22 protein-coding genes and 1 pseudogene are annotated in these 26,805 nt (G+C 39.1%); 17 read left to right on the top strand and 6 right to left on the bottom strand.

Annotation, left to right across the window (positions count from 1 at the left end; genetic code table 11):
- The first annotated feature begins 70 nt into the window (after positions 1 to 70).
- A complete protein-coding gene (locus OCV27_RS09870; protein ID WP_337969052.1) occupies positions 71 to 301 on the top strand; it encodes a hypothetical protein in 231 nt (76 codons plus the stop codon).
- Between the two features lie 199 nt (positions 302 to 500).
- The gene (locus OCV27_RS09865) at positions 501 to 1,115 is read left to right on the top strand and encodes a peptide deformylase (protein WP_185759856.1); all 615 of its coding nucleotides are present in this window, start codon (positions 501 to 503) and stop codon (positions 1,113 to 1,115) included.
- A 303-nt stretch (positions 1,116 to 1,418) separates the two neighbouring features.
- On the opposite strand, the gene OCV27_RS09855 is transcribed toward OCV27_RS09865, so the two are convergent.
- On the bottom strand, positions 1,419 to 2,291 hold the full coding sequence (locus OCV27_RS09855; protein ID WP_125323410.1) for a LysR family transcriptional regulator: 873 nt from the start codon (positions 2,289 to 2,291) through the stop codon (positions 1,419 to 1,421).
- Positions 2,292 to 2,380: 89 nt separating this feature from the next.
- Between OCV27_RS09855 and OCV27_RS09850 the strand changes: the two genes are divergently transcribed.
- The 8 genes and pseudogenes from OCV27_RS09850 to OCV27_RS09815 all read left to right on the top strand — a co-directional run bounded on the left by OCV27_RS09850 (position 2,381) and on the right by OCV27_RS09815 (position 9,390).
- Positions 2,381 to 2,803 (top strand): PACE efflux transporter, encoded by a 423-nt coding sequence (locus tag OCV27_RS09850; RefSeq protein WP_125323409.1) that lies wholly within the window; start codon positions 2,381 to 2,383, stop codon positions 2,801 to 2,803.
- Positions 2,804 to 2,900: 97 nt separating this feature from the next.
- The gene (locus OCV27_RS09845; protein WP_125323408.1) at positions 2,901 to 3,446 is read left to right on the top strand and encodes an outer membrane beta-barrel protein; all 546 of its coding nucleotides are present in this window, start codon (positions 2,901 to 2,903) and stop codon (positions 3,444 to 3,446) included.
- A 369-nt stretch (positions 3,447 to 3,815) separates the two neighbouring features.
- Positions 3,816 to 4,199, top strand: a pseudogene (locus OCV27_RS09840) (glutathione S-transferase family protein).
- Positions 4,200 to 4,800: 601 nt separating this feature from the next.
- A complete protein-coding gene (locus tag OCV27_RS09835; protein ID WP_125322658.1) occupies positions 4,801 to 5,457 on the top strand; it encodes a hypothetical protein in 657 nt (218 codons plus the stop codon).
- A 235-nt stretch (positions 5,458 to 5,692) separates the two neighbouring features.
- Positions 5,693 to 7,054: an anthrax toxin-like adenylyl cyclase domain-containing protein gene (locus OCV27_RS09830; protein ID WP_125322659.1), complete on the top strand. Its 1,362-nt coding sequence runs from the start codon at positions 5,693 to 5,695 to the stop codon at positions 7,052 to 7,054.
- A 114-nt stretch (positions 7,055 to 7,168) separates the two neighbouring features.
- Complete coding sequence (locus tag OCV27_RS09825) at positions 7,169 to 7,834, top strand: type 2 periplasmic-binding domain-containing protein (protein WP_125322660.1); 666 nt, start codon at positions 7,169 to 7,171, stop codon at positions 7,832 to 7,834.
- 111 nt (positions 7,835 to 7,945) lie between these two features.
- A complete protein-coding gene (locus tag OCV27_RS09820; protein ID WP_125322661.1) occupies positions 7,946 to 8,608 on the top strand; it encodes a type 2 periplasmic-binding domain-containing protein in 663 nt (220 codons plus the stop codon).
- Positions 8,609 to 8,697: 89 nt separating this feature from the next.
- Positions 8,698 to 9,390, top strand: a complete 693-nt coding sequence (locus OCV27_RS09815; protein ID WP_185759823.1) for a substrate-binding periplasmic protein — start codon at positions 8,698 to 8,700, stop codon at positions 9,388 to 9,390.
- 33 nt (positions 9,391 to 9,423) lie between these two features.
- Here OCV27_RS09815 and OCV27_RS09810 read toward each other — a convergent pair whose 3' ends face one another.
- Positions 9,424 to 11,022: an ATP-binding cassette domain-containing protein gene (locus OCV27_RS09810; protein WP_125322663.1), complete on the bottom strand. Its 1,599-nt coding sequence runs from the start codon at positions 11,020 to 11,022 to the stop codon at positions 9,424 to 9,426.
- Between the two features lie 361 nt (positions 11,023 to 11,383).
- Between OCV27_RS09810 and OCV27_RS09805 the strand changes: the two genes are divergently transcribed.
- Positions 11,384 to 13,594, top strand: a complete 2,211-nt coding sequence (locus tag OCV27_RS09805) for an EAL domain-containing protein (RefSeq protein ID WP_125322664.1) — start codon at positions 11,384 to 11,386, stop codon at positions 13,592 to 13,594.
- A 20-nt stretch (positions 13,595 to 13,614) separates the two neighbouring features.
- A complete protein-coding gene (locus OCV27_RS09800; protein ID WP_245986815.1) occupies positions 13,615 to 15,801 on the top strand; it encodes a sensor histidine kinase in 2,187 nt (728 codons plus the stop codon).
- Between the two features lie 68 nt (positions 15,802 to 15,869).
- On the opposite strand, the gene OCV27_RS09795 is transcribed toward OCV27_RS09800, so the two are convergent.
- A complete protein-coding gene (locus OCV27_RS09795; protein ID WP_125322665.1) occupies positions 15,870 to 17,510 on the bottom strand; it encodes an alanine/glycine:cation symporter family protein in 1,641 nt (546 codons plus the stop codon).
- A 148-nt stretch (positions 17,511 to 17,658) separates the two neighbouring features.
- Here OCV27_RS09795 and pdxR point away from each other — a divergent pair, with 148 nt between their 5' ends.
- Positions 17,659 to 19,134: a MocR-like pyridoxine biosynthesis transcription factor PdxR gene (gene pdxR, locus OCV27_RS09790; RefSeq protein WP_221740621.1), complete on the top strand. Its 1,476-nt coding sequence runs from the start codon at positions 17,659 to 17,661 to the stop codon at positions 19,132 to 19,134.
- On the opposite strand, the gene OCV27_RS09785 is transcribed toward pdxR, so the two are convergent.
- Positions 19,118 to 20,503, bottom strand: a complete 1,386-nt coding sequence (locus OCV27_RS09785; RefSeq protein WP_221740622.1) for an aminotransferase family protein — start codon at positions 20,501 to 20,503, stop codon at positions 19,118 to 19,120. The genes pdxR and OCV27_RS09785 overlap by 17 nt on opposite strands.
- Positions 20,504 to 20,762: 259 nt before the next feature.
- Here OCV27_RS09785 and OCV27_RS09780 point away from each other — a divergent pair, with 259 nt between their 5' ends.
- The 4 genes from OCV27_RS09780 (at position 20,763) to OCV27_RS09765 (ending at position 24,360) form a co-directional block, all read left to right on the top strand.
- On the top strand, positions 20,763 to 21,518 hold the full coding sequence (locus OCV27_RS09780) for a sulfite exporter TauE/SafE family protein (RefSeq protein WP_125322667.1): 756 nt from the start codon (positions 20,763 to 20,765) through the stop codon (positions 21,516 to 21,518).
- A gap of 16 nt (positions 21,519 to 21,534) precedes the next feature.
- Positions 21,535 to 22,905: a sulfoacetaldehyde dehydrogenase SafD gene (gene safD, locus OCV27_RS09775; RefSeq protein ID WP_125322668.1), complete on the top strand. Its 1,371-nt coding sequence runs from the start codon at positions 21,535 to 21,537 to the stop codon at positions 22,903 to 22,905.
- A gap of 201 nt (positions 22,906 to 23,106) precedes the next feature.
- Positions 23,107 to 23,256 (top strand): hypothetical protein, encoded by a 150-nt coding sequence (locus tag OCV27_RS09770; protein ID WP_185759877.1) that lies wholly within the window; start codon positions 23,107 to 23,109, stop codon positions 23,254 to 23,256.
- Between the two features lie 444 nt (positions 23,257 to 23,700).
- Complete coding sequence (locus tag OCV27_RS09765; RefSeq protein WP_245986892.1) at positions 23,701 to 24,360, top strand: hypothetical protein; 660 nt, start codon at positions 23,701 to 23,703, stop codon at positions 24,358 to 24,360.
- Positions 24,361 to 24,420: 60 nt separating this feature from the next.
- On the opposite strand, the gene OCV27_RS09760 is transcribed toward OCV27_RS09765, so the two are convergent.
- A complete protein-coding gene (locus OCV27_RS09760; RefSeq protein ID WP_245986894.1) occupies positions 24,421 to 25,083 on the bottom strand; it encodes a DUF4360 domain-containing protein in 663 nt (220 codons plus the stop codon).
- Positions 25,084 to 25,315: 232 nt separating this feature from the next.
- Positions 25,316 to 26,614 (bottom strand): sphingomyelin phosphodiesterase, encoded by a 1,299-nt coding sequence (locus tag OCV27_RS09755; RefSeq protein ID WP_337969051.1) that lies wholly within the window; start codon positions 26,612 to 26,614, stop codon positions 25,316 to 25,318.
- Between the last annotated feature and the right edge of the window lie 191 nt (positions 26,615 to 26,805).

Below are 26,805 nucleotides of genomic sequence, written 5' to 3'. Positions count from 1 at the left end.
AATTAGCTATATATTAGAATAATGGGCCTAATTTTTAGATATAAATATAACACAATAAATAGAGATAATTATGTCAGTATTTAATATAAAATATATAAATGAATCAAATAAAACGATAAAATCAGAAACTGTATTTATGAATGGGTTAAGAGGTGCTAAAATATCATCCTCTTCATGTGCACCATCATATACTCATAGAATTGAACTAAGGGATATTGTAGGTCGTCTTTTAGCCTACAAAGAAAATAATCATTGGGTAAACAGTATAAAAGGCTTTGCATCATCAGCAAAAATAATTTAACAGGCTGCAATGATTTTATTTTGTCTCGCACCTGCTCAAGGTTAAGCGTTCGAGGTTAGCGAAAGCTTAAAGTATCTAAGATACTTTTTAATCAGAGGTAATAGTTGACCGATTTGGTTGTAATAGAAAGAAAAATCATTGCCTTAGAGTTAATTGACAGTTAGGATTTTGACTTTTCGACTAAAAAGAATCAATGCTGATGCTTAGAGCTACTCTTACGACCTTGTCAATATTATTAGTTAACGGATGTTCCACCCATACTTTTACTCAAGATGAACATACATCGATTGATGATAATGTGTATGCTGGAGAAGTACTGAGAAAACAAGCCATCCCCGTTTCTCCGCAAGACAATGAAACTCAGGATTTGATTAATTTATTGATGCTAAAGGCTAATACAGGAGAGAATGCTGTTGGGTTAGCTGCACCTCAGCTGGGGATCAATAAAGCCGCTTTTGTTTACCGTGTGCCTGAAATTGTTGATGGTAAGCCACAGTTCCCAGATGTATGGGAAGTTGCTTTGAATCCTAGTTATACCCCAATAAGTAAAGAAACAACTCCTATGGCGGAAGGGTGCTTTTCTGTACCGCATTTTTATAGCAAAGCGGTACCTAGATATAAAGAGATCAACTTCCGTTATCAAAATATAAATGGCCAGTGGCAAGAAGATATCGTTGATGGCTATAAAGCTCAAATATTGCAGCATGAAACCGATCACTTGAGTGGCATATTGTATATTGATAAGCTAGAGAACAAAGGGGATTTATCGACAATTAAAGAGCTAACTGATAGCTTGGATAAACCCCAAGATTAATGGGTAAGCATTTTGGTTTGCTGGGCAATTTGAGCTAGTAGCAATTTAGGTCAAATATAAAAGGGAGCGATTGGCTCCCTTGCTAGCAAAAAGAATGATTATGGGAAAGTAGGGTACGGCAGTTCTGGCTAATTTTTGAAGGTGTCATTTTCCTATTCCTATTCCTATTCCTATTCCGCTTCGCGGGTTCTCTTCGTATGACGGTAACTCAATATCAATCTTGTGATTATTACCGTGTTTTGCTTGGTAGTGATCGTTACCAGAGTAGTAAACTGAATCCATTGTTGTTTCAAATCTTGATAACTACTCGAATAAGGTTTGAAACTCTATCCTTGCTTGTTGGTGTAGTGGGTCCGAGTGCCATTTCTGATGTTGTACCAGATCAATGTTGACTTGCCATGCCAGTTTTGTGAATTTTTCCCCGAGTTTTACTAAAGTATTCGGCGCATAAAACACCAAATGCTCAGGAAGAAAACACCAGCCAAATCCCTGGTTCGCCAGTTCTAGTAGCATATAGTAATTGTCAGCGTACCAGATGTCTGGGCTAAAGGCTTGGTTAAGACTACTAACATCCTCATTCCTTGAACGAATAGTCAATTGTCGATGCTGCTTGAGTTCGTCAATGTTTCGAATATTTTTCTTCGCTAAAGGGTGTTCTGAGGAGACAAATACGTCGAAACCAATGTGCCCTAAATTAGATATATCGATATTGTTGGGCATTTGCAGATCGCTCATAATAATACCTGTTGTCGCCCGTTCTGATTGGATGAGTTCAATAATATCTGGACTTGATGCTGTTAAACATTCCATCTGAAGACTTGGAAACTTTTGCTCTAAGTTCTTTAATGCGTTTGGTAAGCGGGTTAATGGGATCCCCTCATCTACCGCGAGCACTAGCTTAGTGGCAGGCGCAGAAAAAAGTTGAGACGCCTTGTTATTTAGCCGGTCAAGCTGGCTTAATGTGGCCAGTGCGTATGGTATTAACTCATGACCTTTGTCCGTTAATATCGGGTAGCGACCAGTCCGATCAAAAAGATCGACGCCATAATCAAGTTCCATATTCATTATGTGCTGGCTGATGACAGATTGGGCTCGCCCAAGTTTTCTGGCAGCAGCGGAAAAGGAACCTGCTTCTGATGTCGTAACGAACGCTTGCAGTTGTTCAATAGTAAACATATCGTTTTTACCGATGGTGTCTAACTTTCTTATATCTAAATAATAGATAAAATGTCAGTCAATGAGTAGAACTATTTAGGCAAAACATCATGACTCGTAACGAACGTATTTTTCACGCAGTACTATTTGAAATTGTTGCACTAGTGATCATCATACCTGCTGCTACTTTGATTACAGGCAAAGGTTCAAGTGATTTAGCTGTCATTGGTATTGGTTTGACTCTTTATACTGTCGTATGGAATTATATTTATAATCTCTACTTTGATAAGTGGTTTGGTTCAAACCGAGAAAAGCGTAGCTTAGCCATGCGAATTGGCCACACACTTGGATTTGAAGGTGGATTAATCTTCTTATCTATTCCTGTTATTGCATGGTTTTTGAAAGTTACTTTGCTACAAGCCTTAGCAATAGAGGCAGGTTTTTTAATTTTCTTCTTATTTTATGCAACCGGTTTTAACTGGGCGTATGATAAAATTCAGCCGTTTGGAAAAATGAGCAAATTGATTGAATAAAAAGCGAGTACAAAGGCTTCAAAAAGAAAATTGCCAAAGAACTCAATGTGTCACCCAGTTCTATTTCAAGGGACAAACAACAATACAGGTAAGAGATATGAAAAAAATACTTATATTATCAACAATAATGTGGTCTTCAGCTTCTTATGCTGCAACTCACCAAATTGGTATTGGCATAGGAGGTGCTGATGTTAGTGGTCCTAACAATTGGAGCGATTCTGGTTTTGTCGGTAAAATAGATTACGCATATCAATTTCATAGCAATTTCGCAGTTGAGGTCGGCTATGCTGCCGCTGAAGGTATGACAGACACTGTTTTCTCTGCTTTATTAGCGAGCAACCGACAAGCAGTAGATTACTCAACGGGTTATACTGGCCTCAAAGTTAACATTTCACCACTTTCGTTTCTTAACTTTTACGCGGTTGGCGGTGCAAATTACTCTAGTGTAAAACAGAGTTACACCCCGATTGGCAGTGCTTCAGAGAAAACGGATACACATACAGGATTGCATCCATACTATGGTGTTGGAACTGAAGTCGTAATATTAAACACGTTAGGCTTGGGGGTTGAATACCGAAAGTTTATTTTAGCGAATGATTTTGAATCTGATGCTGTATTTGCTGAAATTAATATTAAGTTCTAAAGGTTATATGGTTGCGAGTATTTGATGTGTCATTCTCTATGGAAATGGTTTATCCCCCATAACTAAAAGGATAATATTTGAAACCTGTTGGACTACAATCTCTAATATTAAATTTATTTATTATGCTTTCTGTCATATCTTTCTTCATTAGCCAAGTCTAAATCTTAATCGTTTATGACTAATCTGTTTTATCTCTTTTACACCTAACCATAATAACTCATAAATAGTCAGTTCAGATTGCCTCCATTTTTATAGCAAAGCGGTACCTAGATATAAAGAGATCAACTTCCGTTAGTCCCAAAGAAAATAATCAGATATTGTGACTTCACACCCTAATTAATGTTCAACAATGACAATATGGAGCCTCCAATGCAACTGTTTATTGGCAATCAAAATTATTCGACTTGGATGTAGAAGTCATTAAGTTAAGGTTATCTAGCGAAGAATTCAACAAGACATTGGCGGATATTACGCCAACCGCTAAAGTGCGACCTTGGTAAATGATGATGTGACGGTATGGGATTCACTGGCGATATTAGAACATGTTAATGAAACTTTCTTAAACGGAAGGGCATGGTCCATTGCAGACGCGATGTTCGCGCCAGTGGCTCTGAGCTGCCTTACATACGGGATTGAATTGCCCGTGCCTATCAGCAAAAAAGTATTAGTCAGTGAACCAATGAAACGGTGGTAAGGGAAGCGAGCTTAGAAAGTGACATTGTTGAAAAAGATGAAGTAGAGAAAGTAGTTTAATACGATTCAAACAGTAGGCATGGGCCAAACTCAGGATAGAAGTAGTAGTAAGCGGGACTTATGTCTTTATGTGTTCTTTATAAACTGCAATATTAATCCAATTAATATTAATAGTCCTTATTTATCATATTGTGATCTTAATTCAATAAATTTTTATGTTGTATAACTATGTTTTTATCTTTAGTAAAAATTAAAACAGTTGTTATTTATTATAAGTTTACAAACAATTCATTGTTGATAATATGTTCTTACTGAGTTAGTTAATTAATTAATTAATTAGTTAATTAATTAATTAATTAAAATTAAAATTTATAAATGCTCATAAGTTTATATTAATGAAACATTATTTGTTAAATATATTCTATTTGATGTTTCCTGATTAAAATAAGGGATGCATTCGTATAGTCTTAGGCATGAAAAATTGAAATTAGCACAATGGCTTTCATTTATGGGCGCGTTTATATCTGTCACCAAATAGTTTTCGTTTAGGACTAGTTGACAGCATAAATATGAATGGTGAAAGCGGCTAAAATTGTACCTTCACACTAAGCAGGTTAAGTTTTCTTCTATCTGTTTAATTAACTATAAACAAGGACACAAGATGAAAAAAACGTTATTAACAATCGCATTATCTGCTAGCGCTTTCTCCGCGTTGGCTCAAGATACTAATACTAATACTAATACTAATACTAATACTAATACTAATACTAATAGCAGTCTTTTTGTCCAAGATAAATGGATTAACCTACAAACCAATGATACTGATCTAACCAAAGTACAAGCAGCTTGCCAGGTTCATGGGAGTAATTACCATGTACCAAATTGGTCACAGGTCAATGGATTTAAACGTGAGTTCTATAAGGCTAATCAAGAAAGGCTGCGTGATAAAGATTCGACCAAATATGATCAGCTACGACAATTTTTATTTGATACATTAATAGCTAAGCCAGTTGGTTATAGACATCAGAGAAAATTTGCTACCCCATACTTTTTAGTTAACAATTTCAACACACCACATGAAATGAATATTGAGCTCAACTGGAGTCGAGCGAAAGTTAACTATGCTTCTTTAAACCCTGAGCCTGCGGTGAGTCCAACGACTTTCGTTCCTGATAGCTCTGCCGATCCACTTCATTATGCAGTCAATGCTTTTTTTGCTGAGTTGGGCCGAGAAAAGTGGGAAGAAGATCAAAGGGAATTGGAAAAGAACCGCAATAAGAATCCTGTGTTAAATATGTGTGTACGCATTGATGCTTAATAGATGATTTAAAATCTATTAAGCAAGTATTAAGGCTATTGGTGCAGGCTATGTACTGATAGCCTTGATATAAGTGAATCTGTAAGTTTATATATCATTACTAATGTCTATTTGATAATTATTTTCTATTTAAGAATCATGGCAGCTGTTACCTTTTTATGATCAGTCAGTCTACTCCTTACTTTTCTGTACTTAGCCTATTGACTGGTTGACGCTTTAATGTTTAATAAATATCATGAATATAATCATTGGAAATGATAGCTTGCCGATATTTATTGCTCCTGCTGGCCTACCGCGCTGTACCACACATATGACGAATGATGGCTTAAAAGACTCTCAGCCATTTCAGGTTAAAACGGTAACTAATCAGCTATCTTCACCGCATCCACTAATGGAAAAGCCAAATAGAGATCCATCTAAACCTTTAATCAAGGCTTGTGGTTCTATCAATTCTATCGAGACTAGCGCAGCCATTTTAGCTGAGTTAGTTAATAAAGTAGCGAATAAGACAGGCATAGTTAGAAGGCATTTGAGCCCAATTCAAACTGTTGCTAGAAAGACTCAGCAGATTATATCTTTTCGTCCTGTAGATCCTATGTCAACAGGGCTTATTGAAGAGGGCTATCCAACTAAAGGATTTGCAATCAAAGGGAAATCTTCCAATCATGGCCCTCAAGCGGGGCTTATCTGTGTCGAGCAGAGATTTAGTAAGCTTCATGTGACGCTACGAGATGACTACGATATACGTCGAAATCAGATCATAAAATATAATGAGAAGATACAGGAATGTTTAAAGAACGGAGATGCTGTTTCGGTAAATTTGACGCTCTCTCAAAAACGTTTTGATTGGTTGGAAAATAATAAGGTCATCACGGTTAAGCAAGAGGCTGAAAAGGGCGGTATTTTAACATTATTCTCTGAAGGCCTTGAGTACAGGGCAGAGAAAAAAGGTGACTATTTTGAGATCTCGTATGAAGGTGAGCCTCTTAAAGTACTTGCTGATCCGGTAACCAGGCAGCCACTAACTGCTGATTATGATCTCATGTTTATTGCGCCAAAAGCAGAAAATCTTGATTTGGCAAAAGACGACAATTTACCCGTTAAGCGGGTGCATTTTTCGGATGTATCCGCAACGTATAAAGCTAGGTTTAAAGAGCAAGAAGGTGAAGATTTTACTGCCAAGCAGTTTTTTGCCAAAGAGAGTGAAACAAAAGGTAGTTTTGGTCAAGAAATTGGTAATGCTACGCCAAGAATTGCCAAGATGATTGATAAGCTCAATGCAGCAACTGTTGGCAAACATGGTAATCCTGTTGTTCATCACAGCACGGACTCAGCTAACCCATATACAGATACGGCCTCTAACTACCCGATCACAGTATTTATGCCCGAAGGGTTTGTAGATTATGACCTGATCCACATAATAGAGAGTGCTGAGCAGTTTGCTGAGTTTGTAAAGCAGGCAAAAACTCATGGTTTTGCAGTTCCAAATAATCCCAAATGGGAACGTAAGGTCTCTAAAGCAAGAAGTTCAAGCTTTGAACAGGCATCGCAAACTATTAGTAAACTTATGCAAATACGAAAGGCTAGCCTAGGCTGATCCTTCACAGTGGTCAAGTGAGCCAAAAGCTAAGCTGATACTATGTAACCCTAGCGACTTTCGTTTCCGCACAAGCTATATTGATATAAAGGCCTTTATTATGTAGGAAACAACATGATAACAAGGATTCTAGGAGTACTTTTCGTCGCGCTCTTTATACCGAGTTATGTTTGTTCTCAAACCATCGACTCAGTTAGAGTCGCGATTGGTGATATTTATAAAGGGTCACAGCTGGAAGCGGATCTCAAAAACATATATCAAGCCGCTGGTATTGAAGCTGACTTTACATATTTACCTAATGAGCGAGCTATTCAATCGGTTATATCTGGCCAATATGATGCTCTTGGCCTTCGTATCGATACGTTAGATAAAGAAGAAAGTCTCACTAGAGTCAATGTGCCTTTGCAAGCGATGAGCGTTCATTTACTCTCTGTGAATGGAGATTTTTACCAAAGCTTAGATAACGTAAGCGATAAAACCTTAGTCTCTATTCTAGGAGCTCGTTATTCAGATATGGCTAAGAGCTACAAAAAGCTTCATCTTGTCCAATCGGAACAACAGGCGGCGTTAATGCTCACTAAAAAACGAGCAGATGTGTGGTTAGCTGCCTATTGGAGTTACCTTAACATAAAGGACGAATTTCCAGATATCAAAGTGGCCAGCCCCTCTATCCACAAACAATACTTATACCATTATCTGAATGTCTCAAAATCGCATCTTATCGAGCCACTTGAAGTATCTGCTAATGCTTTTAACCAAGCTAGATCATTTGATAAATAAAAATTATTGTATCAGCAGTTAAATGTGGTGAACTAGATAGTTGGCAGTCTGATCTCTTTTGATCTAACGCAACCTATAGTGTTAGAAAGACAAAATTTTCTGGAGTAGTGGATGAAAATACCGTTCCTAAGGTTATTGTTTACCGCGTTATTGTTCTCAAGTGCTGTGTTGGCAAATACAGGAGATTCGGTCAAAGTCGCGATGGGAGATATATACAAAGGTTCCACACTAGAACGTGATTTGAGAATTATATACAAAGCTGCGGATATTGACGTTGAGTTTATATATTTACCTACTGAGAGAGCCATCCAAGCTGCGGCATCAGGTCAATATGATGCGCTTGATCTTCGTATTGATACATTAGATGAAGAAGAAACGCTTGTTAGAGTTGACGTACCAATCGTTGTTATTGATGTCTATTTACTCTCTATTAATAATGACTTTTATCCGAGTTTAGATGACGTTAAGGACAAAACCTTGGTCTCTATCTTAGGAGCCCGTTACTCGGATATTGCAAAAGTTTATAAGAAACGTCATCTGGTCAAATCAGAAAAACAAGCGGCCTTAATGCTTATTTCTGAAAGAGCGGATCTATGGTTAGCACCCCACAGAACTTATCTAAAAGCAAAAGAAGAATTTCCTAATATTAAGATCGCGAGTCCTTCAGTATACAAACAATACTTATATCATTATGTTCATGTTTCAAAGTCACATCTTGTCGAGCGGCTTGAAATGTCGGTAAAAGCATTTAACCAGACGAGATCGGTCAATTAAGATTAACGGTATACTAAAGCTTTCCATATGAGCAGAATTTGGCCAGTAGCTATACTTGCTATTATCAGTTTTGACCTATGGATGTAGCAATGAAAGTTTTTGTTGTTTTATTTGTCATTAATTTATTACTTCCAATAAATAATGCCTTTGCTCAAGATATAGAGGTTATCAATATTGCGATTGGAGAGAGCTATAAAGGGGAGAGTAAAACGACAAAGTATGGCATGACGGTGGAAGATGTCATTACTGCTGTGTACAAGGGGGCGGGCATTCCTTATACAGTCACTTACCTACCTGACGAAAGAGCAATCCAATCGATAATAACGGGTCAATATGATGCTTTAGACTTACGAATTGGCCAGCTAGATAATGAAGCGGGCTTGGTAAAGGTGAATGTTCCGCTAGAGCAAATCAAAGTACACTTATTTGCCAAAGATGGAAGTTATTACCAAACCCTAAATGATGCCAAAGATAAGATAATCGTGACTATGCATGGCACCAGGTACATTGAAGTCCTCAAGGATTACAGACGTTTACATCGGGTATATTCTGTCGACCAAGCCGCTCTTATGCTTATGGCGGGCAGAGCTGATGTTTGGCTAGCGCCTTTGCAAAGTTATACGTTTCTTTCACAGCAATTTCCTGACATCAAAATTGCCAGCCCTCCGGTAGATAAAGAAGATTTATATCATTATATTCGTTTGACCAAGTCACACCTCCTTAAGCCACTAGAGGACTCAGCAAGAGAATTTGTTCGCCTTCACTCAGAGCAAGCTGAGTAAAGGAGAAGAACGTTTATGGGGATGATAAACCTATTAATTTTCATCCAGAGTTAGACCGCCATCTTTCATGTGATAGCAGCGTGTGATGCTACAGTCATATGCAAAGTCATTATCATGGCTCACTAATAAAAAACCGCCTTGATAATGACGTAATGCGTCGGCTAACATTGCTTTTGAATCTATATCGAGATGGTTGTCGGGCTCATCTAATAATAGGAAAGGGTGATTAGTTTGATGGCTGACAATCAACATGCTAAGTTTCATCTTTTCGCCGCCACTTAATACCTTTGAGCTTTTAAATACACTGTCGCCTCGAAAGCCAATTCCAGCTAATAGTGTACGTGCTTCACATTGGTTAATCCCTTTGACTTGAGAACATAAATTATCTAAAACTGATAATGTTTGATTAATATTGGTTAAGTGTTGATCTAAATAATAAAAGGTACCGTTCGTGTTTATATGCCCTTCCGAGAGAGGAAGCTCACCTAATAGTGTTTTTAGGAGGGTGGATTTACCGCAACCATTATATCCTTGGAGGTGGATTTTTTCTCCGTGAAAAAGTTGTAGGGTTAATTTTGCAGTACTGCCAAATGCGAGTTTACCATCTAGAAATGATATCCTAGTTCTCAAAGTTTCAGAGTATTTGATTACATTGAACCTCTGGTTTTTCCATTTGTCTTGTTTGGTGGAGATTTGTAGTTCTTGACTTTGTAACTGTGCTTTTCTGAGTTGCGTTAATTTACTGCGGTTTGATGCACTATTTTCTGCATTTTCTTTCATTCCATTGAGTAGTATTTTAGCTTGGCTGCCACTTTTGCGTAACTTATTGCTTTTGGATGCCCTTTGTTGTGCTTTCTCAAAGTTACGTTGAGCTTGGGTAGTAAAGTGTTTTTTTTGTCGGCCAATGTTAGCTAGCTGCCTCTCTATAGCTTGTTGCTCGCTTTGTTTCTTTTCTTCAAAGAAATGGTAGTTACCCCCAAATACTTGTAAACCGGTATTTGATAATTCCCATATCTCGTCCACTTCGCTGAGCAGTTCTTTGTCATGACTAATGAGTAGGATTGCGCCTGGAAATCTTTGCATGCAATCGATAAGCCATTGTTTAGACGGTTTGTCTAAATGATTTGATGGCTCATCTAATATAAGAAAAGCATTATTTTGTTCAAATAGTTTCCACAGTATTAGGCGGTTGAGTTGCCCTCCACTAAGCTCACTGCAAAGGAGGTTAGGGTCGGGTGGAAGCCCAAGATCAATTAATTGTTGATTAAGCTGTAACTCTAGCTCCCAATTCGGCCCAATTAAATCAAACCATTTTTGCAAGCAACTACCCATTTCAACATGTTTGAGTGCTTCTAAAACGTGCTGTTTATCTAGGTACTGGGCGATGGACATACCATCATTTGGCTTGATTGATGGCTGCTGGTGGTACATCGAACAACTAGAAGGTGCTATTAGGGTACCACTTGATGGTGCCACTGTTTCGGACAGAATAGATGCGAGAATTGATTTCCCTATACCATTACGTCCAACTAGACCAACTCTGAGTTTGTCCATAGTGCATGAAATGTTTTTAAACAGATTGTCGCCATTGGCGAATGTATAACTAATATTATGAGCGTGGAAAATGGCCATAAATTGCCTCCTGTAAAACAGGAAAAGCAAGCATAGCAACTTATGTTGGGTACTCGGAGATGGAAGAATTTCTAGCCATTCTAATGGATGAAAATTGCAACCCAAAACAAGAGAAAAGCAAAAAAAGTATGCATGACAGCTACGCCTACTAATTCCTGTAAATCCAATAATTAAGTGAAATGGATAACAGGTTTAGTTGTTCATTGGCGTGGCTCTCTATTTGAAATGATGGCGCAATTGTACCCATCTATTGGGTATGAGGTCAATAGCTTGGGTCATTCATCGCCAGCTTGGTTACGCAACTATGCTGATCTACGACTAAACTCATATTTCAGATCACTGCGATTTATATGAGGGAGAAATGGGCAAGCAATGCAATGATTCTGATGAGTTACTGCCTATTATCGAAGATGTGTCTGAAGCGGATTCTGAAATAACACAAACTCGATATTGGCGAGTACTGATCGTTGATGATGATGAAGAGGTTCATCATGCGACAGAGCTGGCATTAAAGGATCTCATTGTCGAAGACCGTCCCCTTGAGCTATTCCATGCTTACTCTGCTAAACAAGCGAGATCTATCCTTTGTGATGAGGTTGATATCGGTGTGATTTTACTTGATGTAGTGATGGAAACGGAACATGCAGGACTTGAGCTTGTTGAAATAATCCGTGATCAGCTAGGTATGCATGCTTTGCGAATTATATTGCGCACGGGTCAGCCAGGGTATGCACCCGAAATGGACACGATACAGCGATACGACATCAACGACTATCGAACTAAACCAGAGCTAACTCGTATCCGGCTCTTTACTATTCTAACCAGTGCTATCCGAGCTTATAACCAAATTCGTAGCCAGCAACTCATGCGTCAAGGGTTAGAAAAGGTCGTCAAGGCGAGTACTGAACTTGCTCATTTCTACGGCATGCAAATGTTTGCTGAAGGTGCAGTTAAGCAAATTAGTGCGATTATGCAGATAGAACCCGATGGCCTGATTTGTGCGCAAGAAAATCAGGATGATAAGGTTGTCAGTCCGATAATTATTGCTACATCGGGCCGATACAGTAATTTTGTCCAAACATCGTTGGACACGCTTGAATCCGAGCACATCAGAAATTCAATCATACAGTGCTTAGAGACCAAGACGAGTATTTTAGAACAAGGGCTAACCTTATACTTTTCTACTGAACGTGGTCGTGGGATGGCAGCTTATGTTGACGTTAGCAGACCATTAGAAAACATAGATAAACACTTACTTGAAGTCTTTTGCGCTAATTTATCCATTGGGTTTGATAATGTCATTTTATATAATCGTTTGGAAGAGCAAGCCTTTAAAGATCCACTTCTTGATATCGCTAACTTGAACAGTTTGCGAAGGTATACCTATACCGCGATCTCTGGTAATGATTACGCTAGGCTTGCACTGATTGATATCGATGATTTCTCTTCCTTTAACGATAGTTTTGGTCACTCAGCTGGTGATGGGCTGTTAGTCAAAGTTTCTTTACGTTTACAGAAATATTTTCCTTATTGTTTCTTGGCTCGAGTTGGCAGTGATGTTTTTGCGTTGCTTGGCTCTCAACAGGATATCGTGACTGAACGTATCCGATCTCTATTTGAATCAAGCTTTGTGGTTGATGAACAGCCTTTCAAGATCACTGCAAGTATCGGCTTTGTTGATCTTAAGGATCAGGGTTTTGATTCGTCTGAACATTACAAAGATGCCCAAGTGGCACTAAAACAAGCCAAGTTGTACAGCAGAGGTGGTGCGGTAAGTTTTTCTGCTGATATGGGGCAAGATGCTCGAGATAGAATGCATTTACTGGCCGAGTTAAAACAGGCGCTTAACGACAATGCTTTATTTATGACTTATCAGCCCAAATACAAATTATCTACGCTAGAACTTTCGGGTGTTGAAGCTTTATTACGTTGGCGAAATAAAGATGGGGTACTGGTTCCGCCAGATCAATTTATTCCATTGGCAGAGAAATCAGGTTTGATGGTTAGTATTGGTGCTTTTGTTCTCGAACATTGTTGCATGCAATTTCAGATGCTTAAGCAAGCAGGTCACACACAACTCACCATGGCGATTAATGTTTCCCCAACTCAAATAGAAGGACCGGGATTTGTCCAGCAACTACGACAGACGATGAAACGGTATAATATTGAACCGGAGACGGTTGAGTTAGAAGTGACAGAAACAGTCGTAGCAAAAAATATTTCTGAGCTTTGTAAGGTACTGAATAAAGTTCGTCAGCTGGGATGTAAAATAGCCATTGATGACTTTGGTACGGGCTTTTCTTCGTTGAGTGTCTTACACACTCTTCCGGCGACTCGCTTGAAAATTGATCGTGCTTTTGTGGAGGGAATATTACAGGATGACAGTATTGCCAAAATGATAGTAAATCTTGGTCAAACTTTGGGTATGGAGATCACAGCAGAAGGCATTGAAAATAAACAACAGCTTGAGAGACTAAAAGGCTTTGGATGTGAGGAGGGACAAGGTTGGCTATTTGCTAAAGCAATGATTATGGAAGATTTACTCAATTTTGCTCGCCAAATCGAAAAGTAGAATAACCATTGGATAAAGACATGATGGATCTTGACCAGAATACTGATCAAATGAGTGCGGATGGATTAATTCGCCGGCATAAGTTTATGCTTTATGGAGTTCTGGTATTAATTGTATTTATCACACTAGGTAATGCACTCTATTTAAGCAAAGAGGTTCGCATTCAGGAAATCGATAAATTGGAACATAAAGCGCTTGAAATAATGGTTGCGCTTAATAAGACACTGTCTGTTTCCTTTGACCATGTCGATAAAATGCAAAATGGTATTCAAGGCGCTTATCTATATCCAGCACTTATTCCAAGTCAGTCCGCACTCAGTTTCCTTGAGCAGAGTACTAGAGGGTCAGTAAAAAATGCTCCTTGGGAAAACCTGCCTTTAAAAATGAGAAAAGAACTTGGCCAGCTCTATGTTCGTTCCAATATTCGTGACTACTCCTTTGATTTACGTGCGCTTTTAATGATTGTACCTGAAATCGTTTCGACACACTCTCAACATAACGACTTTCAATGGAGCTATTATTATGATGGTGAACAAGCTCTTACTTATCTATACCCTTGGTTAAGTTATAGAGAGTTAATCGCCGCCACTGAAACCGAAAATATGGACCAAGCGATGGATGTAATCTATCAAGCAGGTGGTACTTTCCCGCTTGATCTGGTCAATCCGGATGAAAACCCAGAGCGAGCGAATGTATGGACGACGCCCTATATGGATGCGGGTGGCAAGGGAATGATGGTGTCATTATTAGCGCCAGTATACGACCAAGAGCGATTTATTGGAGCGGTCGGTACAGACATCACTCTTAAATTATTAGATACCATCTTGACTAAGCAGCCGATTAGTATTGCTCGTTTGGTGGTCATAGACGAACAAGGGTTGGTCATTGCTGATAGTGGCGGTTCATTACTGAGTGCGACGGAAGTAGTGACGCAAGAGGGAGTCTTGAGATTAGTTTCTGAAGGTGAGGCACATCAAGTGAGGCATGGTTACCTCCACAATATAGATAAAGGGTATTGGAGCTCTTACCTTTTGCCTAACACACCGTGGAGACTGGTGCTTGAAATCAGTGAGGATGAATTGAGTGGTCATATCTTTGAGGTTGTAAGTCCGCATTTGATTATGGCTACCATCTTTACGGCGCTATTGCTGTTTGTGGTTTTGTACCAACATTGGCATTTTAGCCAGCCCGCAATGCGTTTAGCACAGTTTGTAGAAGGTCTACCTGATAATCATAATTTATCCATACCTAGGATTCCGGAGCGTTGGCATTACTGGTTTGAACGTGCAGCGACTACGGAGAATGATCGTCGTGAATATTTGGAAAAGACTAAGCAGCAAACAATTGAGCTTGAACATAGAGTTGATGAGCGTACTGAAGAACTCCAGAAAGCCCTTGAAGTTTTGAAAGCGACTCAAGAGGAGCTGGTAAGGTCAGAAAAACTTTCTGGCCTTGGATCTTTGGTGGCTGGTATTGCTCACGAACTTAATACACCCATTGGTAATGCTATTGTAGTAGCGAGTAGTTTAAAAGAGTTCAATCATATATTTATCGAATCAACCAAGGAGGGAATTAGGCGCTCGGCTCTTGATACTTATATTGAACAAAGCGGCCAATCAGCAGACAGCATCGAACGCAACTTGCAACGTGCTGCTGAGCTAATTTCAAGCTTTAAGCAAGTGGCCGTCGATCAATCCAGTTACCAACGTCGCAGATTTGAATTAGACGAAGTCCTGCATGAATTAAGAATTACCATGTCTCCAAATTTATCTCGAAGCCAAATTATATTAAGTGAAGAATGCCCTCAAGCGATTAATATGGATAGCTATCCAGGGCCACTTACGCAAATCTTGATGAACCTATTGTCAAACGCTTTGGTTCACGCATTTACAGACCATGAGCATCGCACTATAGAGATCAAAGGACAACAAATTGAAGATAATGCGATTATTACCGTAACCGACAATGGTCAAGGCATTGCACAAGAGAACCTTGCCAAAGTTTTTGACCCATTCTTTACTACGCGTTTAGGTCAAGGTGGGTCAGGATTAGGCCTTAATATCGTTTACAATTTGGTGACTGACTTATTAGGTGGCAATATACAGGTCACTAGTGAATTTGGCCAAGGATGCTGCTTTATTTTGACTTTACCTTTGGTGACGCCAGAGAAGCAAACTCCTGACACGGTGAATGATAGTTTGGTTTAAACCGAGGGCAGGCTTACTTCTTTTGATATTAAAGATAAAGGCCTATTGTAAATAGGCCTTTATCTTGTTTAAGTCTGTTCTGACCGATATTGCGAACGACTGGTCAGGCGAATCCAAAATCTTTTGTAGCTTGGATAAGCTTCGTGGTTCTCGTTTAGATGTCGGTAGTTAACAATCTCACCGAGTTTAATTCGGTTTAGGTAATCTTCTACTTCACGCTTGACTAGTGGTGCGAATAAATACAGGCCAAGTACGTTTGGAACTGCAATTAAGAATACTAATGCATCAGAGAACTGAAGCACAGCATCAAGATGGATCATACTTCCAAGAGCGACAAAACTACAAAACATTAGCTTAAATAAAAGTTTTGTAGACTTTTTCTCACCAAATAGATAGGTCCAGCCTTTTAGCCCATAGTAAGACCAAGCAATGGTGGTTGAAAAAGCGAACAACAAGGCAGCAATTGCAAGTGGGTAGGGAGCCCAGTGAATATGGTGAGCAAATACTGCTGAGGTAAGCTCAATACCTACCAGTTCACCGTGTATTAATCCTGTCGGATAAGCTGTTGAGATGACAACCAGTGCACTCAATGTACAGATAAAAACGGTATCAATTAGTGGTTCAAATAATGAGACTAATCCTTCAGAGGCGGGTTCATCAGTTTGTACTGCTGAATGGGCAATAGACGATGAACCTATACCAGCTTCATTAGAGAATACAGCCCTTTGGAAACCGACAATGATTGCTCCAACGGCACCGCCAGTGGCACTTTCTAAGGTAAATGCGCTGGAGAATATGAGAGCAATAGCATCAGGTAAATGCTCTGCACTCATGGTGAGAATAACACAGGCTGAAACCACATATAGTAGTGCCATGATAGGGACAAGCTTGGCGGTTACTTTCGCAATTGAGCTGATACCACCGAGGATAACCAAAGCAACTAAAACAGCCATGATAACCCCAAATAACCACCCTTTGTCTGCAAAGAAACTTTGGCTTTCACCAGTGACAACCAGCAATTGTGCATAAGCTTGATTTGATTGGAACATGTTACCAATTCCCAGACATCCAATCACCAATGCAAGGGCATAGAATCCGCCTAAACATTTACCCAAGGTTGGGTAGTTTCGACTTTTGAGGTAATGCTCAAGGTAATACATTGGGCCACCTGAAATACTTCCATCAGGATTTACTTTACGATATTTGACACCTAAGGTGCATTCGACGAGCTTGGTAGACATACTTAGAAAACCAGCCAAAATGAGCCAGAATGTTGCACCTGGTCCGCCGATAGTAATTGCAACGGCGACTCCACCAATATTGCCTATTCCAACAGTACCAGAAATGGCCGTCGCTACGGCTTGAAAGTGTGAAATTTCACCCTCTGCCTTTGGGTTAGTATAGTCTCCTCGTATTAAGCGAAATGCAGTCCCTAAACCTCTTAAATTGACAAAATTTAGGTAGAAGGTAAAAAAGACAGCGGCCAAGCTTAGCCAGAGAACAATGATGGGTACTGAATACCCAAATATACTGATTTTGAAAAAAACAATCGCAGAAAGTTGCTCAGCAATAGGGGAAATAAAGGAATTGACGTGCTGGTCGAAATTAGGAGTTTGGTCGGTACTAGTGGCAAAAGATGGAAAAGAAAAGATAGACAATATTAACCAGAATAGTGCCCGAAGGCCGTGATTGGGTGGATGTACATGCATGGCTTAAAATCCTAGCGTTACTGAACGGCATAAGAGCACATCATAGATAAAAGGTCGGATTACTATTAGAGCCAGAAGTATGTTAAAAATGGTGCCAATGATTTAACAATCTGTTGATAATTATAACAAAATGAAGCATCTATTTTACATGAAATTTGGCAAGGGTGCCAGTCTACAAACCCAGATTAAAAATATGATAACTACCAGTATTCTCGACGGTCATATTACGTCTGGTGAAGCATTGCCTTCGTGTCGAGAGTTGGCGAAAACACTTGCAGTTTCGCGAAATACTGTCGTACTCGCCTATGAAAAACTAATTGAGGAAGGTTACGTAATTGCGATAGAGAGAAGGGGTTTTTTTGTTCACCATACCTATGGTGAAAATACAGTAGCAACCCACTCTGCTTTACCTTCAAGAGCAAGTGATGTCGATTGGTCGAATAAATTTCGCTTAGTGCCTTCTGCCCAGAGCCTTATGTATAAACCTGATGTCTGGAGGCAATGCGAATATCCATTTATCTACGGTCAACCCGATCCACAGTTTTTTCCTGTAAGAGAGTGGCGAGAATGTAACCAGAGAGCGACACAAAGCTTGCAAACAAAAGAGTGGTTGCAAGACCGTGTGGATGAGGACGATCCTTTGCTCATTGACCAGCTAAGGACCCGAATTCTCGCTCGCCGTGGGGTACGCTGTAATAAGAATGAGATTTTACTGACAGTCGGTACACAACATTCACTTTATTTATTGAGCCAACTACTCGGCGGGCAGGGGGTTCGTTTAGGCATAGAAAATCCTGGATATCCTGATGTTCGTCATATATTTGAGCTTAATCAAACGGAACTTCAAGAATTGGATGTAGATAAAGAAGGCTTGGTTGTAGATAAGGCGATTGATAGTTGTGATTATATATTTGTTACTCCTAGTCATCAGTCACCATCAACGGTGACATTGCCATTGGAACGGCGACTTAGTTTGTTACAAAAAGCCGCTGAAAATGATTTGGTGTTAATTGAAGATGATTATGAATGTGAGCTTAACTTCTATTCAACGCCGACGCCTGCACTGAAAAGCCTAGACAATGACGGTAGGGTGATTTACGTAGGCAGCTTGTCAAAAACATTAGCACCAGGCTTGAGAGTTGGTTATCTAGTTGGATCAGAGTCACTTATCCGAGAAGCTCGCGCACTTAGGCGTTTAATGATGCGTCATACACCAGCTAACAACCAGAGAACCTTGGCGCTTTTCCTTGCAGGTGGGTACCATGACACATTGGTTCACAGACTGAGGGTGCGATACTTAGAGCGTTATGAAGTGCTAAAATGTGCTTTACAAGAATTTTTGCCTCAGGTTGATATTGCTCCTTCGGTTGGAGGAAGCGCCATGTGGCTCAAAGGGCCAAAAGGATTAGACTGTATTTGCTTGCAACAAGAAGCGATTAAACTAGGTGTTTATATTGAGACCGGAACACAGCATTTCCATAACCTTTCCGATAGAGACTATGAATCGAATCGTTATTTTCGTTTAGGTTTTTCTTTGATAAAGACGAACCGCATTCGTGATGGGGTCCGTCTTTTAGCTCAAGCAATAGAGAGGGTGTTGATTACGACTACAACGCCGGCATAAATAGCTTTTCTTCGACCTCAGTTAGCGCTTTATCAATGCTCTGTGCGATGAGGTCGATTTCGTATTGTTGAGTGACTAAAGCTGGGCTTAAACACAGTGTGTTATTGAGTGTTTGGAATGAACGGTTAGTTCTACCAATAATCACACCTTGTTTTAAGCAACTTGCTGTAACAGCGACACTTATGCTTTCATCGATGGGTTGCTTAGTCTCTTTATCTTGTACAAGTTCAAGACCAACGAAGAGTCCTTTACCACGCACATCACCGACGATTGGGTGTTTTTTCTTCAACTCCAGCATTTTCTCTTTTAAATATTCACCTTGTATACGTGCATTTTCAACCAAGTTTTCTCTTTCTATAATTTCAAGGTTGGCAAGGGCTGCAACCGGGCCTGCTGTACATCCGCCGAAAGTAGAAATATCACGGAAATAGTCCATGCGGTTAGTGGTATCTTCATCATGGATCATTTGATAGACCTGTTCAGTGGTTACTGTACATGAGATAGCTGCGTAACCTGATGCGACACCCTTGGCCATAGTCACGATATCAGGTTGAATATCATAGTGCTGATAGCCAAACCATTTACCGGTGCGACCCAAACCACATACGACTTCATCGATATGCAGTAGGATATCGTACTTACGACATATTTCTTGAACTCGCTGCCAGTATCCTGCTGGTGGCTCGATAACGCCTCCTCCAGCGGTGATAGGCTCAAGACAAATAGCACCAATAGTATCTGGCCCTTCACGAAGGATCACTTGCTCAATCTCATTGGCTGCCTTAAGGCCATAATCTTCGATATCTCCCCACTGTGAGCGATATTCACAGCAATGAGGTACGCTGACAAATCCAGGTACAAATGGACCATACTGTTCGCGTCTCTCTTCTTGCCCAGTTGCGCTCAGGCAAGCGATAGTTGTGCCATGGTAATCACGCTCTCGATAAAGTATTTTATGTTTTTTGCCACCATATTTTTTAGCGGCAATTTGTCTTACCAACTTAAACGCTTTTTCGTTAGCTTCAGAGCCAGAATTAGAATAGTAAACACGGCTGAGCCCCGGCATTTTCTCAAGAAGCTTTTCAGCAAATAACGTAGCGGGAATATTACCTGCTGTTTGGGCAAAGTAATTCATTTTGACCAATTGATCGCGTACCGCATTGGCTATTTCTTCACGACCGTAACCAACATTAACAGACCAAACGCCACCAGAAACGGCATCTAGATACTGTTTGCCATGAATATCCCAGACATACATGCCTTGACCTTTTTCGATCATCATTGGCGTTGCTTGGTGAGGTTTCATGTGGTGCCAGACGTGCTCAGTATTACTGTTAATCAGTGATTGGATATCTATGTCTTTCATCATCAGCCTCTTAAGGTTATCACTTTCGTTATTGCTTAACTTTGGTACTTGATGAATGCGTTATTGAGGGTTTATTCATCGCAGCGAAAGTTGTACATTGTGATCAAGTTTACTGACTGATGGTGCGTGATGGATAGAGCCAGATATAGGCATATTTTAAGTCCAGCTCTGGTACCAAAAAAAACATTCACTGGCTCTACGTTCGTTCGCCTATGTCACATAGAGTAACCTTTCTGTTATTGGTTAGGCAGCTAAAGAAGTTATGGATATCATTTCTTTATCAACCACTACGCTAATTCTTGCAACCTTGGTGGTAGTTATTGCTTCGGTATTATCCAGTTTGACTGGCAGTGCTGGTGGGATCTTGATGTTCTCAGGCATGAGTGTATTTATCCCAGTTAGACCTCTGATTGCTATCCACGCTTCGATTCAAATTGTTGGTAATGGGATAAGAGCTTGGCTACTTCGGGGTGAAATCTCCGCCAAAATGTGTGTACCATTTTGTTTTGGGGCTCTGTTTGGAGCAGCGCTTACTACGCGACTTCTTGTGGAATTAGTTAGTGATTTATTCGCTCTGTACCTTTTGCTAGCACTCATTGCCTACACTTTGTTTAAACCTCAAAAATTGCCGATGTTAAAAATCAAGGACCAGCATTTTTTTTGGGTTGGGTTGGCTGCTGGTAGCTTAGGAATTATAGCGGGTGCGGTTGATCCTTTACTCACAGCGTTTTTTATGCGTGATGACTTGTCCAAAGAGAGTATTGTTGCCAACAAGTCTTTGATGCAACTATTTGTACATTTAACAAAAATACCCGCATTTCTCTACCTAGGCTTTTCATTTTCTGATAATGCAGGACTTATTGTAATTTTTGCTTTGGCTGCTTTTTTGGCGACAAAGCTGGGTGTGTTTTTACTAAAAAAAGTAAATACCGCCTTATTTTTGAGATTGATGTGGTGGGCGTTGCTTGTATCTGGTGGGCAGCTCACTTACCAAATCATCTCCATACACCTTAACTAGAACATAGGAAAGACTTATGACATTGGCTTATCAGGTAAAAAATCCATACACACAAGAAAGCATTGGTCAATTTCACTTTAGTACAAAAGATGATATTGAAAACTGTCTGACCATCCTCCGTAAAGGACGTAAAACACAGTCGAATCTAAGAGCTTTTCAACGTTCGGATATACTACGTAAACTGGCTGGATTATTAGAGAGTCATGCCGAATCTTTAGCAAAAATGATCACGCACGAAACAGGAAAAACTATTGCAGATAGCCGAGTAGAGCTGACACGTGCTATCAATACAGCTATAGCCTGTAGTGAAGAAGCAAGGCAAATTCAGGGTGAAGTGTTAGATTCCGACGCGTATGCACCTGCAAGAGGTAGAACCGGTGTTGTTCGTTATACCCCAATTGGAACTGTACTGTGTATCACACCTTTTAATTTTCCTATTAACATAGCAATGCATAAAATTGGTCCAGCTTTTGCTGCTGGTAATCGTATTATTTTAAAACCGGCACCAATTAACCAAGGTTCGGCAGCTAAGTTAGTAGAGCTATGCTACGAAGCAGGTATACCTAAAGAGGTATTACAGCTTGTTGTGCCAGATATTGATGAAATGGCTGGACTAGTTAGTCACCCAGAGGTCAATGCGATTAACTTTACTGGAGGCCACCCTGCAGCTGAAGCTATTGCAGCTCATGCGGGTTATAAAAAAATGCTATTTGAATTAGGGGGCAGTGACCCTTTAATCGTTATGCCAGACGCTGATCTTAATGGTGCAGTGAATGCAGCCATTCAGCAGCGCTTTGCTACAGCAGGCCAACGTTGCACTGCGGCTAAGCGTTTGTTTGTCCATAAAGACGTTTATGACGAGTTTCGCGATTTGCTTGTAAAAGCAAGTAGTGAACTGGTAGTAGGGGATCCTAGCAAAGAAGAGACGTTTGTTGGTCCACTGGTTAATGAGCAGTCTGCTATTCAAATTCAGGCAGTGATTGATCAGAGTATAGAAATGGGTGCAAAAGTGGCCCTGGGTGGCCATAGAGAAGGCAATATTGTTTATCCAACTATATTGGAAACTGTGCCTGATGATAGCCCTGTAATGAATGAAGAGGTTTTTGGCCCCGTTATTCCACTACGATCGTTTGATTGCATAGATGAGATTATTCCGGTAATTAATAGCAGTGAATATGGACTCCAGGCTGGTGTTTTTACTCACGATATGAGAACGATACATCGACTATTTGATGAACTGGATGTTGGAACCCTGGCAACCAATGATGGGCCAGGTTTTAGAGCTGAGCACTTTCCATTCGGAGGTGTGAAGAATAGTGGCATCGGTCGAGAAGGTATAAAATACGCAATAAGAGAAATGTCCGTTACCAAAACCTTAGTTCTTTAAAGTCCCTTCTCCCCCAATGGCGCGGCAAAAATGTTTACAGCCGCGCCATTTTACAGCATTACTCCTAATGCTTGATAGCCTTCCTCCTCTTCTATTATATATTTTTAATATCATTAAATTATTATTTTTTAAAACAATAATTTAGATATAATTTTTGTTTATTAAAGATCTTTAAATAGAGTATAAAAATTAGGAGAAGCTATGATTACAGTCAAGCCATTTGATACTATAGGGCATGATGAGCGAGGAGAAACAAAATCTTTTAAAGTAAAAGATTATGGAGAATTTATTTATATTACAAGGAAAAAAGGTTCATTATGTGGTAATACTTACCATAAGGGGGCTGAATGAGGGCACTCGCCTAAAAACTTTCGTGTTGTTACAAGGAGTAGTTACGATTAATTATCGCCATGTTGATTCTAATTAGCCAGAAAGTATTAAAGTTACAGTCCCTTCCATCATTGAAATTGAGCCATTTACTGTACATAACATGTGTGTGGAAAGTGATATGGTTATTCTTGAAAATAACTTCATTAATGATATTAAAAAAGACGTCATTAGGGAAACGGTTTAGTATTTATTGTCATTTATTGATATAGTTAAAATTAGTATTTGATAAAATATAGATAGTATTCCTATCAATTTAATTATGTAATAAATATAAATTCCATATATTGTATTTATTGATTTAATTAAATAATGTATTTTCGTTTTGCATCACAAAAACCAATGTGACCTCTATTGCGTATGAATATTGTGGGGTAATTTATTCGCGATTTATAAGAGGAAATAATAATGATGAAAACAAGAATAGCAACCGTTTGCTTTTTTACTTGCTTAGCTGCCAATGTACAAGCGGAAACCCCACAAGTCATCACAGATACTTCTCCGGAAGGTGTTTTCAGCAAATTCGAATTGGAGCATCAGATTCGTGAAAGTATGGAGCAAAATGGATATACTCAACATCGTTGTGGTGTTGAGTCCATTCGACAAAGTGCGCCTGTTCAGCAACAAATAGACATACCGCATAGCCAATTCCAATGCTTTTATTCAAAACCAGGGTTATTACCGACGGATGAATCAGAGCTTGCCTATTGGCACTTAAATGTTCTTTATAGTCATGACACTGGTTTATACAAGTCAGGCAATGAGTACACTGACTACTATCAAGTAAATGTTTACACTCACAAGCCAGCATATCTACTCGATGCAGGTCCACATTACTATAAACAGAGAGCACGTATACAATCACAGGGAATGACTATTGGTGAATGTAACTTGCAGCAAATATACTATTTTATGAAACCACAAGAAGCGACATATCTGTCTCATGTTGCGACATGCCCAGTATACGGTTCTGAAGGTGAAGTCTCAGGAAATATTCAGATAGATATAAACTACACTTCGGCAAATATGGGGTATAGTGAAAGGCAAGTAACTTTTAACTCCCTTTAATAAATGCCTGATATATCAAAAGTGGGGGCTTAATGCCCCCAAGTTTATTTGTAAATTAGACTAGATTCTTTCACCTGAAGGGCTAACGTCACCACATTTTTTAAACATTAGGCCGTAGCTGTGAGTGAGCTTACCATCTATTGTATCTAATGTGATTAAGCCACTATTTTGACGTGCATTACGATTGTCGACTTTCACTTCTGACTTTATAACAACAGGTTCAGTTGCATTACACGAAGACCAAACCAAGCTTTGTAGGCCAATACGGTCACTGATCTGGTAGTTGTCTGAAATAGGTCCAGAAAACGCTGAACTTAACCTTGCTTCCTGACGTTCACCGGCAAAGAAGTAGGTAGAAGTTTGTTGCGCCATAACGTGTTCATCAAGATCGGCATAACCTCTATAGTTTACATCCGCTAGAGTGAATGCATAACCATTGGGAATACCTAGTACTGCAGTAATTTGGCAGTTTTTGCGATTTTCACGTCTTGAAATATCTGGTCCTGCTTCGGCAATGTATTCGTCAAAACCAAGAACAAAGGACTTACCATCAGGTGCAATGGTTGAAGATACGGTGCCAAAAGGGCAACCACTACCTGAACTCTGTAAGCTTTGAATAGTAACTTGGGAGGGATCTAATTGAGCAAGTTCAACTTGAGCAAAAACATTGGTGGCCAACAGTGTGCTGGATGCTGCTAGTAACGTAGAAATAGACAACTTCATTTTCAATTTAAACTCCATTTTATTGATAGTATTACTGCTATAAATCATTTTAATTCAATAACTTATAATAGAGATGGTAGATTAGTTGAAATTGATATAAAAATCTTATGTTTGTAGCTAAAAACATTTTGTTTTTTTATTAAATGAGGCTGAAAACTCAGTTTACAGCTAAGTAAATAATGCAAGTTATTGATTACAAAAAAGAAAGGTATTCATTCAAAGAAATAGAAATTCAATTACCTACGGTAAATTGAGCACTAACAGCAAAGTGATCGGATAAATCCCATACTCCCCACATATCTTCTTGGAAACTACGTGGTAAGGTAATCTTGCTGGAACTATTAACAATAGAGCCATTGTCTACAAATAGTATATAGTCAAGGCGCTCTCTATCAGATTCATCGCTGTAACTGATATGTTCGTTGAGGTATGGATCAAAGCTGTAACGTAGGGTGCCTTCTAACGGGGGCTCATTAACATTGAGAACTCTTTGCATTTGTTCAAAATCGAGTGGGAATTTATGCTTGGCTATATTGAAGTCTCCACCAATAATAATGGGCTCATCGTTAGGCAGGTCAAGTTGATTAATAAAAGTAAATATTTCACCAATTTGGAGCATTCTAATGTTTCTATATGCTTGGGAGTTCCAAGCTCCTAAGTGAACGTTAAAAAGGTGGTAGGGATATCTGCCTTTCATAATTTTTGTATACAATATTCCCTTGTCTGCTGAGCAATCTGTGCCTTTACAATTCTCAAAAACGTGTTGAGCTTGCTCCACTATTGGGTATTTACTAAAAGTGAGAACGCCACCGTCATAGGTATTGCTGCCGCCACCATCAAGTTTGTTGCTTGTGTAAGGGAAATAATTTTGCATAGTCCATCGGATATTTTGTACATTTTCATATCGGAATAGTTCCTGCATAAATACGACATCATGATTATTAACTATTCTAGAATTTGCTATTAAAGTGTCTCTTACCCCCATATACTTACCAACATAACTAAGCATCCAAGTATTATAGGTGAGTATACTCAGGCTATTATTCTCCGATCGTCTGGATGTTTCTTCTATTATTTTATCAATAACCAGTGTGATTTTATCATACCCACCAGTATAGCTTGCCTTATAGTAGTATTGATAATCATTCTTGAAACTGGCATAGATATTTCTATCAGTATTAAGATCACCTAGCTCTATAGTTTCTGGATCTGCTAATGTATAAGATATATTGGAACCCCAAAAAGTGCCTTCTAATCTTATAACCAATGACAGCATTGTTTCACCAAGAAATGTGTAGATGTCATATTTTTTTCCTGATTTAACACCTGAATTACGGCTTAGCTCTGCAACATAGGTTAATTTATATGGCTGTAGAGGACCTATGTTTTTCTTCTGCCAAAGACTAGGTTGTCCTACGATAGTTAAGTCAATCTCATCTGGAGTATTATTAAGAATATAAATACTTGTATCTGCCTGAGATGTAAAAGTTAACATTAATAGTATTGTGTAAAGTAGTAGTGTATTTTTCATTGCTGACAAATTATGATTATTATTTTATTTGAAGTATTTTCCTATTGAATTATAAAAACACTTACCTTCTCGATTGATTTTTGTTACATATAGCAAACTTCTATAGAAAAAATTGAACAATGCTCTCAATAATTAAATATAACCTCATCAAAATATCTAATTTTTTGGTGTTGACATATTATATTTTGAAC

It is taken from the genome of Vibrio pectenicida (assembly GCA_024347015.1).
Classification (GTDB): Bacteria; Pseudomonadota; Gammaproteobacteria; order Enterobacterales; family Vibrionaceae; genus Vibrio; species Vibrio pectenicida.
The sequence above is the reverse complement of the archived record's forward strand: the minus strand, read 5'-3'. Positions and strand labels throughout refer to the sequence as shown.